The sequence below is a fragment of the Marinagarivorans sp. genome, assembly GCF_982758155.1.
Genome location: NZ_CEXWTU010000112.1, coordinates 510 through 15296 on the forward strand (window position 1 = coordinate 510; position 14787 = coordinate 15296).

General features: G+C 47.0%; 11 protein-coding genes. 4 read left to right on the plus strand and 7 right to left on the minus strand.

The window, feature by feature from the left end:
- From AC3A8L_RS12575 to glnA, 4 genes are all read right to left on the minus strand, one after another.
- Positions 1–1736 (minus strand): glycoside hydrolase family 9 protein (locus AC3A8L_RS12575; RefSeq protein WP_487962609.1); only part of this gene is annotated, 1736 nt, incomplete at its 3' end.
- Between the two features lie 629 nt (positions 1737–2365).
- Complete coding sequence (locus AC3A8L_RS12580; RefSeq protein ID WP_487962610.1) at positions 2366–4042, minus strand: tyrosinase family protein; 1677 nt, start codon at positions 4040–4042, stop codon at positions 2366–2368.
- Positions 4043–4109: 67 nt separating this feature from the next.
- Positions 4110–6068: a multicopper oxidase family protein gene (locus tag AC3A8L_RS12585; protein ID WP_487962611.1), complete on the minus strand. Its 1959-nt coding sequence runs from the start codon at positions 6066–6068 to the stop codon at positions 4110–4112.
- A 379-nt stretch (positions 6069–6447) separates the two neighbouring features.
- Positions 6448–7854 carry a glutamate--ammonia ligase gene (gene glnA, locus AC3A8L_RS12590; RefSeq protein ID WP_487962612.1) on the minus strand — a complete coding sequence of 469 codons (1407 nt, stop codon included), beginning with the start codon at positions 7852–7854 and terminating at the stop codon, positions 6448–6450.
- Between the two features lie 260 nt (positions 7855–8114).
- Here glnA and thiI point away from each other — a divergent pair, with 260 nt between their 5' ends.
- Positions 8115–9572: a tRNA uracil 4-sulfurtransferase ThiI gene (gene thiI / locus AC3A8L_RS12595; RefSeq protein ID WP_487962613.1), complete on the plus strand. Its 1458-nt coding sequence runs from the start codon at positions 8115–8117 to the stop codon at positions 9570–9572.
- Positions 9573–9621: 49 nt separating this feature from the next.
- Positions 9622–10062 carry a hypothetical protein gene (locus tag AC3A8L_RS12600; protein ID WP_487962614.1) on the plus strand — a complete coding sequence of 147 codons (441 nt, stop codon included), beginning with the start codon at positions 9622–9624 and terminating at the stop codon, positions 10060–10062.
- Positions 10063–10243: 181 nt separating this feature from the next.
- Here AC3A8L_RS12600 and AC3A8L_RS12605 read toward each other — a convergent pair whose 3' ends face one another.
- Both AC3A8L_RS12605 and AC3A8L_RS12610 read right to left on the minus strand, forming a co-directional pair.
- Positions 10244–10783: a glutathione peroxidase gene (locus AC3A8L_RS12605; protein ID WP_487962615.1), complete on the minus strand. Its 540-nt coding sequence runs from the start codon at positions 10781–10783 to the stop codon at positions 10244–10246.
- A gap of 141 nt (positions 10784–10924) precedes the next feature.
- The gene (locus AC3A8L_RS12610; protein ID WP_487962616.1) at positions 10925–11776 is read right to left on the minus strand and encodes an outer membrane beta-barrel protein; all 852 of its coding nucleotides are present in this window, start codon (positions 11774–11776) and stop codon (positions 10925–10927) included.
- 173 nt (positions 11777–11949) lie between these two features.
- Between AC3A8L_RS12610 and typA the strand changes: the two genes are divergently transcribed.
- The gene (gene typA, locus AC3A8L_RS12615; RefSeq protein WP_487962617.1) at positions 11950–13755 is read left to right on the plus strand and encodes a translational GTPase TypA; all 1806 of its coding nucleotides are present in this window, start codon (positions 11950–11952) and stop codon (positions 13753–13755) included.
- 249 nt (positions 13756–14004) lie between these two features.
- A complete protein-coding gene (locus AC3A8L_RS12620; protein WP_487962618.1) occupies positions 14005–14268 on the plus strand; it encodes a hypothetical protein in 264 nt (87 codons plus the stop codon).
- A 6-nt stretch (positions 14269–14274) separates the two neighbouring features.
- On the opposite strand, the gene AC3A8L_RS12625 is transcribed toward AC3A8L_RS12620, so the two are convergent.
- Positions 14275–14787 (minus strand): penicillin-binding transpeptidase domain-containing protein (locus AC3A8L_RS12625; protein ID WP_487962619.1); only part of this gene is annotated, 513 nt, incomplete at its 5' end.

The following is a 14787-nucleotide window of genomic DNA, read 5'->3' on the forward strand; positions in this document are numbered from 1 at the left end:
TCACAAACGGGTGTTTCTGGCTGCTGACTATGAGGGCCACCCACTAAAAAGCCGGGAACAGGTTCTGCAATGTTATCGGCGAAGGAGGGGCGGTGGTGAATGTCCATGGGTGGCTTGGCGCCGGTGCCGGTAATAAATGAATAGCCGGTGGCATTACGCCCCAATAAGTAATCAACAATGGATGTAGTGGCATCGAGATAATCTGCCGAGGGGCTGAGTTTATTCGCGACCATTAATACCAGCGCTTGATTTGCTGCTGCGCCATTACTGCCCCAATAAAAATCACCACCTAATGCGGTTTCATCGAGCGGTACACCGTAGGCGGTTGATTTATATTTGGTTACAGAACCGTTAGCCGCGCCAATTAAACCTGCGGTAACGTTGTTGTAATCCACCGAAGACATCATGTCTTTACCGTGTTCTGCCAGTGAAATATAACCCAGTGTGGCAACACCGCCCCACCAAGGCGCAATTACGTCGGCATCTATTGTTTTAAAGCGCTCTAAATACGAAGATTGTCCTGTTAATAAATATAACTCGGCTGCAGCCCAAGCGAATTCATCACTCACTGTGCTGTCGCCATAGGTTCCCGTAAAAATATCGGCGGGCTGTCTGTAGATAACCGAAGGATTGGCTTCGGCCCAATTCCATGCGGCGAGAGCGGCCTGACGATACGCTGCACTTTTACCCGGAAAGGCTTGTTCAAAATCGCCGTAAACACGGCTGGCTACCGCCATAACGGCGGCAAAATTTAATGTGGCTGCCGTTGTACGCTGCACCACATAGCGTTGGGCCGTGGTTTGGTTCGGCATTACCGTGCCCACAAAATTTTTGGTGGTTAATTTATGGTACACGCCACCGTCGGGATCTTGCATGTCCTCCATCCACTCTATGTTCCACATGGCCTCATTAAGAATGTCGGGCACATTATCGTTGGATTCGGGAATGTTGACGGAAAGGTTTTTAAAATGCTCGGTGTAATGTTCGTAGGCGGCTAATAAGGTGTAAACCGAAATGCCACTATTGACGATATATTTATTGTAATCGCCGGCGTCATACCAGCCTTTTGGCGCGGAAATAACCGTTCCTTCCTGGCGGGTATTGGAGGTAGCTGAAGCATGAACTAAAACATTGGTATCTGGGTGGCCTGCTGCGCGCTCCCATATGCCGGCATATTGGCTGGGCAGTGCGGTGCTGGCACGGTTGAAATAGTAAGCTTTTAAAGCGGCTTCACCAAGGTCTGTAAATACGGCATTACCTATTTCAAAAGAATAACTTTTACGGCCGCCCACATCGGCAAGGTAATAAGTGCCGGGGGTTGTTACGGGGGAAAAGTCGGCCATGCGAACAGTTTCGCCGGATGGTGCCCAAGTGGCTTCGCTGCTGTATTCGCCACAGTACACTTTAACGTTGTCGCTGGCGCGGGCAATATAAAACTGAGTGTTGGCGGGTTTTTCAATAACCGCGACTTTTTTAGCGTTGGGTAAAAAGCCGACCTGATTAATACGGATAGGAGTATTGCTGGAACCATTCAGACTATTGCCGCCGCAATTAACGATATCGAGCCCGGCGCTAGAACTGCTAGAACTAACCGTATTGGAAGCGCTACTGACGGGCATGGCTGAACTCGCCTGCGGACTACTGGATACTGTTGCCGTGCTACTGCTTTCATTATTTGTTGCGGTGCAGGCACCCATTGCGATAGTCGCGCTGAGTACTAAAAGTTTTTTCACCATGTTTCGTTGCTCCTCAAGAAGATGACTTTTTGATTTATGTCTCCTATCTTGAGTGATTACTTTTTATGGCGATATCGGTGAATTCTAAGATTTGTGAGAGGTGTTCGATAATTACGGTAAATATCTTGTTGGCAACGATAGCGCTGTAATCAGGGGTAAAAATTACCAAGTAAGTCGCTAAGTTTTAAAAGAGGTTAGGGGCGAGGAAACAATATTTCATCCACTAAGGCTTGATTTCGACATCCTTACCTTCGTTGCTCAAAGCGTTACATGCCTCGGTATAGCTCCTGCATACCCTAATGACCAATGTCCATATAAGGGGAGTGCACTAAATAACTTCCCGTTTTTGAATTCCTGGGTGCATGCTTGCCTTCGTTAAAAATATTTGCAATAGCCGGCTATTACGCCATATTTTCGCCTCGTCAAGCAAGCACCCACAAACCCAAATTCCAGCAACTTATTCAGTGCACGCCCCTAAGCCCCGGCATGCAGCCCTTTAAGCGCCTCGGTAAGAAAGCCGAAATTATTATGAAGGGTGTGAACCTGATACTGGGTAGAGAGTATTTTCTGTTTGCTTTAGATAAAAATCCCCTAATCTTCATTAGGGGCTTGGCATTACTCCAATAACTTTATTTGATGGTTTCTAGGCGAATAGCATCTACGGTAATACCGCTATCTCCGGTTTCATCAATAACGGCGCCCATGACATATGCGCTTGGTACAAAGTGGAGTTGAATATCCGCGACAGATAAAATATTGAGTTCGGCAATATCATCCGATACATAATACGTGTGCGAGCCTAATGAGCCATCCTGGTGGTGTGCGTGATGGCCGTGGTCACCAAAACCAAAGAAATTAAAGCGCGCGACAAAAGCTTTCTTGTCTGGTTGCTGTTTACTGCTGATGTAGAGGTTATAGGTATAGTTAGGCAGTTCGGCGACTTTAATATTCTCAAGTGTTAGCCATGTACCTTGTGTGAGTTTTTTGGGCGCGATGGCTTCAAGAGAATCTTTTTGTATTGTTTGTGGTATTAAGTCTACGCTTAATGGCCGAGCTAGCAGTGTTGTTTTACCCGCGATTAAAGGCTGCGCGCTGCCTCTAAAATCTGCGTGGCTTTGCTCAATAAAGCTTTTCGACATGAGTTGCTCTTGTTTGACTTCTAATTGGCAGTTGAACTCTTTACTGTAGTGAACGCTTAATACTTCAGGGCTAAAAGCATCGGCAATGGTTGCTGTCACTTTACTGCCGTCGGCATCAACAAATTGATAGCTGATGTCATACCAGCTAGCCGGCATCCCGAGATTATCTTTTGCCCATTGTAAATCAATGGTTGCGCCGTTGGCTTTATCGTTTAACCAGCACTGCCATAGGCGATCTATGTTGGCATGGTGCATGTAAAACACGGGGTCATTGCCGGCTACGGGAACCCAGCCCATATGTGGCGTAGAGCAGCCATTGCCTACGGCGCAATGCATGTTGCCGTGTGGTTGGCCTTCTAGCATATTTGAGAAACTCACGAAATCGGGTTCGTTAAAAGCATCGGTTGCGCTGGCATTATCGGGGTCGATCAGTTGTTGACGTTGATTTAAGCCCGCCGTGCGATATTGATCAAACATGGGGTTTAATTGTGTATTGCCACCGTCGGAAACTAATTTTGGAAGATAAAGGCCAGTGTCCGTAGTGTTGGCTGCCGCGAAATAATCCCAGTATGGTAAAGCTAAATTTTCATCACCACTATTTTTACGCAAAGAACGTTCGAAATAATAAAGATAGAGTCTATGCCAAGGTAAAAATCGAGGTTCTTTTCTAATAGGGCCTGAACTTGGAGTATGTTGGCATGTGCCCCAAATTCCAGTAGAAAACTCATTGGGTGCGTAAGGCGTTTGGACACTCTCGTAATAATTTTGACAGATCTTAGCGGCTTCGGCTTCGCTATGGGAATAAGGTGGCGAAGTAAACGTTTGTAAGCAACCGGGCAGGCGCCTTTTAATTGTATCGGTTAAGCTCGTGGCGCCTTCTCCGGTACCAAAAAAACCGTGTGTGTTAGCCCAAAAAACAAGGCTTGTTTTAAAATCTACGGTGTTTTGGTCTTTACTGCCATTTTTACGCATAACCTCGAAGGCGTGTTCAATCGATTTTAGCATGGCAGGATTAGCTCGCAATTCTTCAGTGCTTACTCTAAGCGGGGCGCTATTATTCTGTTGTCCCACGTCTGATTCGATTTGCGGAGTTGATTGGCAAGCCGTTAGTAGTATCGCGCTTACCAATAAGGCCCATCGTTGAGTTGTCTTATATTTTAACTTCATATTTTATCCTTATTTTTCGGAAGGTGGTGGGAGTCCACCACCTTGAAAGTGACATGATATTCAAGGTTTAGTGGTGACCTGATTTTTGCGCGCCACCTTTGCCGTCGGGTAATACAACGCTTACATTTTGCATCATGCCTTGGTCTTCATGTTCTAGAATATGACAGTGAAGTACGTACTCGCCGATGTAGCGTTGATACCTTGTTCTAATGGTGATGTCATAGCCAGGTATGACCATGAGGGTATCTCGCCAAGTGCCAATCAAGTTGTCAAATTGTGGGTCTGTTGGTCCGCCGGTATTGTTTTTAATACTGACTATTTGGAAGGGGTTAACATGAATGTGAAACGGGTGAGAGACATTAAGTGAACTCAGATTCCATTCCTGTGCATTACCCAGTATTAGCGTGTGGTCCACACGTGAACCGCTATAGGCTTCGCCGTTAATTAAAAATTGTGTGGGTTCATTGGTGCCGGGAATTAAGTCAAAAACAACTTCTTCTGGTTGTAAGCCTGATTCCGCAATTTCGGCATCGGTAATCGTTGCGTGGGGAACAAACTTCGTTAGTTCAAAATTCTTGAGGTCTGCGATAATTTGTTTGCGTACGCTGGCGGGTTGTTTTTTAGCGGCTTTAATCAATTGTTTTTTAATGAAGATTTTTTGATTGTCTACGGTGCGTTTTCCACGCGCATCAATAATCGCTAATACTTTGGCGTTTTCTTTTCTTGCGCTTACAGAGGCATCGGCTGTTGATGAGTCATCGTAAACACAATAAAACCCTTTTTCTGGTAGGGTAAAGAGTATGTCACTACGGTAACCGGGCTGTAATACATTGGTTATTTTACTGATGATTTTTTGATGTGTTAGGCCATCGGCAGCGACTTCAAATTGTTCTACATCCAGACCATTACACGCAGCGTTGACTTCGCTTTGCTTATCTTGATTAGAGGCGGCAAAAGATAATAGCTTTGTAGTATCCCCGATTTTTCGAATGCGTAAATTGACGGTTTCGTTAAAGCCGGCATCGATCATGCGCCAGCGGTAAACTTGGGCGGTGTTCATGATAATTTCTGGGCGAGCTTGGCCATTGATTAGCGTGTAGCGGCCAGAGTTCCCCCAAGCTGTGGGGCTGCCAACCTGAGCTGAGAAATTTTCTACAATACCTACATCGCCCTCTTCGCAAACCCAAGGGTTAATGCCGTCGGCAGGTGTGGTTTCATATTGGGTTTTAATATTGCCGCTTTCGTCAAAACAAGCATAAGGAATTTGTTGTAATAATTTCACCTCTGTATGGACACCGGCTTTGGGCTCAAAGGATTTTAATAAAGTATCTAGGTCGCCATTACTGGTTTTTGATGGGTAGCGATTTCCCTTAATGACTAGCGCGCCGGACATCCCGCTGGCCACTTGCATGGCAGTCGAGCCGTGTTGGTGCGGGTGGTACCAGAAAGTACCGGCGGGGTGGTCGCTGGGTACATTGTATTCGTATTCAAAATTAACGCCGGGGTTAATGGAAATTAATACATTATCGCTGTTGCCCGAAGGTGATATCCACAAACCGTGGGAATGCAGGTTGGTCACATTAAAGCAGCCATCTGGCGCCGGTGTATTCGAATCGGCGGTGACGCACTCGTCACCTTGGGCGGGTAACTGGTTTTTAATATTAAAACGCACGGTTTGGCCGGGCTTCATTACCACGGTCGGTGCTATAAATTGGCTGTTATACGAACGTAAATTTACGCGGTCGTGTTTACCTGTGGCCGGGTTGTAAATGGTACCGTCGGCGTAGCTAATGGGCATGTCGTAGGCAATTTCTTGCTCTGTTTTAATGCCCTGTAAAAAAGCGGCTTGAGTTAAGTTATTCCCGCGGGACTTTACTGTCGACAGAGTATTGGGCTGTGTTGCTCCTCGCTCTTGTAATAAGGGTAAAGGTTTAAGTGCATCGAGTGCATGTACATTGCATGCGGCAAAACACAGTAGTGCCCCTGCCGCCAGTAAGTGGCGAGGTTTGGCAAAGTGTACTGACATAGTGTAATCCTAATGATTGTAGTGAGTAGATTGATTTTTTATTATTGAGTCGACGGTGGGCTGCAGGTTAATAAGTAATTCGAGGTTCTGCCGTTTTTTTTGGCAGAGGCTAAGGGGCGTGCACGAAATATGTTGCTGGAGTTTGCGTTTGTGGGTGCTTGCTTAGCGAGGCGAAAATATGGCGTAATAGCCGGCTATTGCAAATATTTTTAACAAAGGCAGCGTGCACCCAGGAATTCAAAAACGGGAAGTTATTTAATGCACGCCCCTTAGTGGGGGAAATATTATTTCCTTGTCCCTGAGGTTGAGCCAAAAGCTAGCGGGCACAAAAAAGGGCGCCGTTATGGCGCCCTTTTCGTTTTACCTGCGAAAGTGCAGATTAAACGCTGTAGTACAATTCAAACTCAAGTGGGTGAGTTGTCATGTTGATCGCTTCTACATCTTGCTTCTTCAGGTCGATATAGGCATCGATAGTGTCGTCGGTGAATACGCCACCAGCAGTCAAGAACTCACGATCGTTATCAAGAGCGTCTAAGGCTTCAGATAAAGATGAGGCAACTGTTGGGTATTCTGCCAATTCTTCAGGCTCAAGATCGTATAAATCTTTATCCGCTGAATCGCCAGGGTGGATCTTGTTCTTGATGCCGTCAAGGCCAGCCATTAACAAGGCCGAGAAGCATAAGTAAGGGTTAGCAGTACAATCAGGGAAGCGAGTTTCGATACGCTTGCCTTTAGGCGACGTCACGTAAGGAATACGGATAGAAGCAGAGCGGTTACGGGCTGAGTAAGCCAAGATAACGGGGGCTTCGAAGCCAGGAACTAAACGCTTGTAAGAGTTAGTCGAAGCATTACAGAAAGCATTCAATGCTTTTGCGTGCTTAATAACACCGCCAACGTAGAACAATGCCATTTCAGAAAGACCAGCATAAACATCACCAGCGAACTGGTTGGTGCCGTCTTTAGTGATTGACTGGTGAACGTGCATACCAGAACCGTTATCGCCAACTAAAGGCTTAGGCATAAAGGTCGCTGTTTTACCGTAGGCGTGAGCAACGTTATGTACGCAGTACTTAAGTACCTGAACTTCATCCGCTTTCTTAACCAAAGTGTTGGCGTTAACGCCGATTTCACATTGGCCAGCAGTGGCGACTTCGTGGTGGTGAACTTCGATGGTTAAGCCCATGGCTTCCATCGCGTTACACATAGCGCCACGAATGTCGTGTAATGAATCAACAGGAGGAACCGGGAAGTAGCCGCCTTTAATGCCAGGACGGTGACCTAAGTTGCCGCCTTCTACTTTCTGGCCGCTGGTCCATGCTGCTTCTTCAGAATTGATTTTGTAAAAAGCACCGCTCATGTCAGCGCCCCATTTTACATCGTCAAAGACGAAAAATTCTGGCTCTGGGCCGAAGAATGCTGTGTCGCCGATACCGGTAGAAGCCAAGTACTCTTCTGCGCGTTTCGCGATAGAACGTGGGTCGCGCTCGTAACCTTGGCCAGTCGTTGGCTCAACGATGTTACAACGAACGATAACAGTAGACTCTTCGGTGAATGGGTCAACTAAAGAGGCATTGTCGTCAGGCATAAGGATCATGTCTGATTCGTTAATGGTTTTCCAGCCTTCAATAGAAGAACCGTCAAACATTTTGCCTTCAGTAAAGAAGCTATCGTCCACTTCAGATGCAGGAATGGTGACGTGTTGCTCTTTACCTTTGGTATCGGTGAAGCGCATGTCTACCCAGCGGGCTTCGTTTTCTTTAATCAGATTCAGAGTGTTCTCTGACATTGGTGGCCTCCGTAATGGTCCAAACGTTTTTTGTAATTTTAAAAAGTCAGGGCGAGTTATCACTGGCTTTCGGCCGCACAATTTAAGTGTTTATGGGGCAATTAGCAAGAGACAACAGGTGGCGGTTGAAGGGCAAGTTGTATGCCATAATAAGCGTTTGGCCGGGCAGGCTCGAAACTCGAGCTGACGAGCTCTTTTTACTTAAATTTAGTGTATCTATTTGGTGCATTTTATATTTTACGCATCATTTTGGTGATTTTATGCATTTCATTATTCGTTTGTTTCCTGAAATAACTATCAAGAGTCCTTCTGTTCGTAAGCGAATGGCTCGGCAGTTGGCTGATAATATTCGGATTATTGTACGCCGAGAATTTGAGTCTGCGCGGGTAAGGCAGGACTGGGATAAGTTGGATGTTAATGTCCGAGGTTATGAGGATGATGCAACCGCGCTTGCTATGACGCGTTTGTTGGCAGGGATTCCCGGTATTGCCAATTTTTCGCGCGTGCGGACTTTTGAGGCCGGAGATTTACATAAAACATACGAAGATACGGCTTCCATTTGGGGGGCGCAGCTGAAAGGGAATACATTCTGCGTAAGGGCTAAGCGAACGGGTACTCAAGATTTCACCTCGGTGGAGTTGGAGCGTTACGTCGGTGGAGGTCTGAATCAACACTTTGAGTCGGCGGGTGTCGATTTACATAATCCTGATATCACGGTCCATATCGAGTTAAGGGGTGATGTGTTGTATGTGATCGAGGATAAACATCAGGGGTTGGGCGGGTTTCCTATCGGGACGCAAGGTGCTGTTCTGTCGCTAATTTCGGGTGGTTTTGACTCTACGGTAGCGAGTTATTATTGCATGAAACGCGGATTGCGGACGCACTACTGCTTCTTTAACTTAGGTGGCAAGGCCCATGAGTTGGGCGTAAAAGAAATGGCATATTACCTTTGGCACCGTTTTGGTTCGTCGCACCGCGTTAAGTTTGTGACGGTGCCTTTCGAAGGCGTCGTTAAAGAAATTCTTGAAAAAGTCGACCCTTCTTGCATGGGGGTGGTGCTGAAGCGTTTGATGCTTAGGGCTGCCGAGCAAGTTGCGGTGCGCGCTAAGGCAGAAGCGTTGGTTACCGGTGAGGCCGTAGCGCAGGTTTCGAGTCAAACCCTAACCAACCTTAAGTGTATCGATCAAGCTACTAATGCCTTGGTTTTGCGCCCGTTGGCGCTTATGAATAAAGGTGACATTATTGACGAGGCGCGCCATATCGGCGCTGAAGCGTTAGCGGCGAGTATTCCAGAGTACTGCGGTGTGATATCGGTTAAGCCTTCTGCTTCCCTTCGCTTGTACAAAGTTGAAGAGGCGGAGGCTGCGATGGATATGACGGTATTGGATGAGGCGCTCGAGAATTCTAAAGCGCAGCTAATTGATACCGTTATGGCTGATGTGGAGAAGGGGCAGTCGCAGGTGGATTATGTGGCCGAGCCGCAAGAGGGTGATGTGGTAGTTGATATTCGCCATCCTGATGAGGTTGAGGTTAAACCGCTGGTCTTGGATTCGGCGGTGCTTGAGATACCCTTCTATAATTTAAATGAGGCTTACACTAAGTTGGACGCAACTAAGCGCTACTTACTTTTCTGTGATCGAGGGGTTATGAGCGAGCTGCACGCATCCTATTTGAAGGATGAAAATCATCGTAATGTTGCGGTGTACCGTCCGGAATAATTGAGGCAGCTGCTTGCTGGGCGCCTCCTATCCTAGTTGAAAGGCGCATATGGCTCGAGAGCAAAAAGCTAATCAGAACATACGTACCGCACTAGTGATGGCGCTGCTGATTCTCTGTGTGGCTATTGCGTCGTGGTTCTATATGCAGCACTTTATGGTGGGGAGTAAGGGGTATCGCAATGTTACCTTTACCGATGCTTTGTTGGAGTGTGAATCCTTCACTCGGCAGCGCTATGGTCCTCGCTTGAAGCGCTTGACTATAGACGATCACTCGAGTCGTTGGGAGCAGCGTTCGGGGGAGTATAAGGTGTTTTTTACGGCTACGATGCAGGCGGGCCCTGAGGCGACAGATATGCGAGATTATTGGGTGTCGTGCGATGTTAGTGGTAGTGCCGGAAAGGTGAGCGATTACGATATGCTGGAAGATAAGGGGGCTAAAAGTGAGGTGCAGCGCCGCGATGGTGGTGGCGGGATGTTTGGCTGGCCTTAGGGGCGTGAATGAAATAACTTTCCGTTTTTGAATTCCTAGGTGCAGGCTTGCCTTCGTTAAAAATATTTGCAATAGCCGGCTATTACGTCATATTTTGGCCTTGCCAAGCAAGCACCCACAAACCCAAATTCCAGCAACTTATTCCGTGCTCGCCCCTTAGTGCGGCGCTGTATTTTAGGATTTAAAAGCTGAGTGATTGCTGGACGGCCTCTTCAAGCTTGGAGTCTAGTGGTGTTGTCATGCTGCCAAAGTGGGTAACGTGGCCTTTGTTGTCTACAAGGTACTTGTTGAAATTCCAGCTAGGTTTTTGTGTTTTAGCTGCCAAGTATTTAAATGCTGGCGTTACTTTGTCGCCTTTAACTGCGCTGTGTTCAAACATGACGAATGTGACGCCGTAGTTTTCGTAGCAAACGCGGGCGGTACCTTCTTCACTTTTCTCCTCTTGCCTAAAGTCCGCGCTGGGGAAACCTACAACCACTAAGCCTTGCTTCGCGTACTTTTTGTGTAGCTCTTCTAAGCCTGCAAATTGCTTGGTGAATCCACAGTGGCTGGCAGTGTTAACGACCAGTGTTGCTTTGCCTGCGTTATGTAAATCACATAAATTTGCGCTTTCTTTGCTGTGTAGTTTACGTATTGTATTGTCAAAGGCTTCTGGGCATTCTGCATTGGCGCCGTAGGGTATTAAGAGAGGGGCGCTGAGTAGTAATGTTTTGATCCACATTGTTTGGTTGCTCTTCGCGAAGTTTAGGGAATTGTTAGCTTTTACGGGAGTCTTAGTGATTCAGATCTTTTCGTTAAGTGAGTGGGCAATAAAAAAGCTCCAGAAGGAGCTTTTTTATTGCACTTTAATCAACGGCAGGTATTAGAAGCTGTAGTTGATGCCAAGAGTAACGCCGTTAGTTCGCAGCGTTGTATCGCTGTCGCCGACGGGTAATGATTGGATTAAGTTTTTGTACTCAATGTTGAAAACGTAGTGCTCTTTAAAGTAAAAGCCAACGCCAACACCCATGGAGAATGAACCTTCTGATTCTGAGTACTCACCAGCGGAATCGCTATTGATGCTTGATGCTCCGTTGCGGTAAATCCACTCGTCGGGCTTGTCTATTTCTCCTGCATACTCAGACTGGGTAAGGGTGCTTGGTGCAACGCTAAATTCTGAGTCAAATACGGTATAGCCAATCAAGCCATAGAAAATAGCGGTATCGTTTTTGATTTGAGGCTTAAGATAAAAGCTTGCGTAGTAATTTAGCTCAGCCTTGACTGGTGATTCAAGTCTCGTATAGCGAACCCCTGGCTCTTTGGCGTCAGGGTCTTCGGTTGTGGGAGCGCTAAGTTCGGTTAAAGAGTAGCCGCTCCAGCCTATATCTTCAGTTTGTCGTCCTACACCAAAGCCCACGCGGGCTTCAACTGCAAGCCAAGGAAGCGCTTCGTAGCCAAAAGCTCCCTCAAGTGCGGATAGGTTGAAGTTGGCGCTGCCCGTTGAGTCGTCAGACATTTTCCAGGCGCTTCCGGCGGCGCCAGCGTAAAACTTCTTGTCGTCCGCAGCGTTAGCGCCCATGGCCAGAGAGGTAGAAAGGGCGATCAGCAATAGCTTTTTCATGACTTTGTTATCTCCAAGGGTTTGCGCTTTTGCGCTATTCGTTATTGTAGGTTGCCAGGTCAGGTGTTGGCCTAGTAATAGCTCAAGTATTCGATTAATTTGTAAGATTGTCAAACATACCTTAAGAGAGATGCGACAAAGGTTGGATGGTGGCTATCGCCGGAGGCGATAGATAGCTATAATGCGCGCCGGAAAAACGTTCTAGCCCCTTCCTTTTATTCCATATAAGAGCAAGCATAGCTGCTCTTACCGAAAGTCAGTCTTTTTTACACTCCTTGAGGTGTTCTGTGATAGATAATTTGCGCAATGTTGCCATCATTGCCCACGTAGACCATGGCAAAACCACGCTAGTAGACAAATTACTCCAGCAGTCTGGCACCCTCGACCGAAAGGATCAAGGTGCTGAGCGTGTTATGGATTCTAATGACCAAGAAAAAGAGCGCGGAATTACCATTTTGGCTAAAAATACGGCCATCCAGTGGAATGATTACCGCATTAATATCGTTGATACCCCTGGTCACGCCGATTTTGGTGGTGAGGTAGAGCGCGTATTATCGATGGTTGATAGTGTGTGTTTATTAGTGGATGCCGTTGATGGGCCTATGCCGCAAACGCGCTTTGTAACCTCAAAAGCATTTGAGCAAGGCTTGCGCCCTATTGTTGTTATCAACAAAATTGACCGTCCGGGTGCGCGTCCTGATTGGGTAATGGATCAGATCTTTGATTTATTTGATTCATTGGGCGCTACTGATGAGCAGCTTGATTTCCCTGTGGTTTACACCTCGGCCATTAATGGAATTGCCGGTTTAAACCCTGAAGAGATGGCGGAAGATATGAATCCGCTGTATCAGATGATTGTTGATCAGTGCCCTGCCCCTAAGGTTGATCCCGAAGCTCCGTTCCAAATGCAAGTTTCTGCCTTGGCTTACGATAGCTATGTTGGCGTTATTGGTGTTGGTCGTATTACCCGTGGTCGCCTTAAGCCTAATCAGCAAGTTATTGTTAAGTCAGCTGACGGTAAAGAGCGTAAGGGTAAAGTGCTTAACGTTAAAGGCTACTTAGGGTTGGAGCAGGTTGAGACTCAGCTCGCACAAGCGGGTGACATTGTTTGTATTAATGGTATTGACGGCTTAAGTATTTCGGATACTTTGTGCGATCCCGAGCATGTTGAGGCGTTGCCTGCTTTGAGTGTTGATGAGCCAACAGTAAGTATGACCTTTATTGTGAACGACTCACCGTTTGCAGGTAAGGAAGGTAAGTACGTTACTACGCGTAATATTAAAGATCGCTTGGATCAAGAGCTGATTCACAACGTAGCTTTACGCGTTAAAGCGGGCGATACGCCAGATAAATTCATTGTTTCTGGTCGTGGTGAATTGCACTTGTCAGTATTGATTGAAACCATGCGTCGTGAAGGTTTTGAAATTGGTGTTTCTCGCCCTGAAGTTGTTCAGCGCTTGGTCGATGGAGAGATTCAAGAGCCCTATGAGCAGGTTGTGATCGATGTTGAGGATCAGCATCAAGGCTCGATTATGGAAGAGATTGGCTTGCGTAAAGGTGAGCTTACAAATATGACGCCCGACGGTAAAGGCCGTGTTCGCTTGGAGTTCATGATTCCTTCGCGTGGCTTAATTGGTTTCCGTGGTGCGTTTTTAACCATGACGTCTGGCTCAGGAATTATGACCAGTATTTTCGATCACTACGGTCCTGTTAAAATGGGCGATGTTGTGAGTCGTCAAAACGGTGTGCTGGTAAGTATGGTTAAGGGTAAAACAGCAGCTTACTCGTTGTTTAACTTGCAGAGCCGTGGTCGATTGTTCTTGGGGCATGCTGTTGATATTTACGAAGGTCAGGTGATTGGTATTCACTCTCGTGATAACGACTTGGCTGTTAACCCGATTAAAGGTAAGCAGTTAACGAACGTGCGTGCATCAGGTACTGATGAGGCTTTGACACTTGTTCCGCCTATTAAGCATACTCTTGAGCAGGCTCTCGAATTCATCGAGGATGATGAGCTGGTGGAAGTTACGCCGGAAAGCATTCGTATTCGTAAGAAATTGCTAACTGAGAATGAGCGCAAGCGCGCAAAATAGTATTCACTTGATAGTTTAAGTGTTCAAAAGGCTGCATTTGCAGCCTTTTTTTTGTCTTGAGATTTGTGTTGTTGTAACCGTTATAAGGGAGCATTGCTAAATCGTTTTTGACTGCATGAAAATTAAATAGCATTGTGAGGTTGTGAATTATGATGCGGATTGCACTATTTTTAGGAGCTAACTTGGGAGTTATGTTAGTGGCGAGTTTAACTCTCTGGCGCTAATTCAGGGGGGGGGAGCACTTTTGTTATGTTCTTTGCCCGTATTATTGGCCACGTGGTCGATCGTGCTATTAACCGAAGTAGCAGTGGGCATGGGGTTGGTTTTTACATCGCAACGTTTGTAGCTGAAATGGTGTTAGGTGTTTTGGCGAGTATGATTGTTGCGTGGTTTTCGCGTCGTCGAGAGTTCCAGGCTGATATCGAGGGCGGCTTTTCTGGGCGTTTTGGCAGTGCATTTGCGGCTCATCCGCCATTGGCGGTTCGAATAGCGGCTCTGAAAAGTCGGCAGTAAGCAGTATTAAAAAACTTCTTCATGATATTGGATTGCATTGCTTGGAATGCTTTGCTGCGCTTCCTTTTTGGCCTGCGGTGCGTTTTCGGCTCTAAATACTTCAAAAATGGCATCGGGGTCATCGATTCTGGCGCGTTCGCCTGTCTCGGGGTTGATGCGCACAGAAACAATGCCGGCTGGCTGGGGTAGGCGGTATTCCGGTCGATTCTCGAGGGCATCTCGCATGTAGTCAATCCAGATGGGTAGCGCTGCTGAGCCGCCAAATTCGCGAAGCCCCAAGTTGCGGTTGTCATCAAACCCGACCCATGTCGTTGTGACTAGTCCGCCAGCATAGCCGGAAAACCAAGCGTCGGTAGGGCCGTTGGTTGTACCTGTCTTCCCTGCTAGGTCGCTTCTATTAAGGACTTTGGCCTTGGTCGCTGTGCCGCGGCGGACAACATCGCGAAGCATTGAATCCATGAGGTAGGCGACTTCTTCGCTGATCACGCGAGGCGCCTCGGTTAGTTCGGGTGCTGCCTG

Excerpts from the sequence above, each read along its gene's own strand:
- AC3A8L_RS12620 (WP_487962618.1), top strand. The coding sequence starts at position 14,005 with ATGTTCTTTGCCCGTATTATTGGCCACGTGGTCGATCGTGCTATTAAC.
- AC3A8L_RS12605 (WP_487962615.1), bottom strand. The coding sequence starts at position 10,783 with ATGTGGATCAAAACATTACTACTCAGCGCCCCTCTCTTAATACCCTAC.
- thiI (WP_487962613.1), top strand. The coding sequence starts at position 8,115 with ATGCATTTCATTATTCGTTTGTTTCCTGAAATAACTATCAAGAGTCCT.
- glnA (WP_487962612.1), bottom strand. The coding sequence starts at position 7,854 with ATGTCAGAGAACACTCTGAATCTGATTAAAGAAAACGAAGCCCGCTGG.
- AC3A8L_RS12585 (WP_487962611.1), bottom strand. The coding sequence starts at position 6,068 with ATGTCAGTACACTTTGCCAAACCTCGCCACTTACTGGCGGCAGGGGCA.
- AC3A8L_RS12580 (WP_487962610.1), bottom strand. The coding sequence starts at position 4,042 with ATGAAGTTAAAATATAAGACAACTCAACGATGGGCCTTATTGGTAAGC.
- AC3A8L_RS12600 (WP_487962614.1), top strand. The coding sequence starts at position 9,622 with ATGGCTCGAGAGCAAAAAGCTAATCAGAACATACGTACCGCACTAGTG.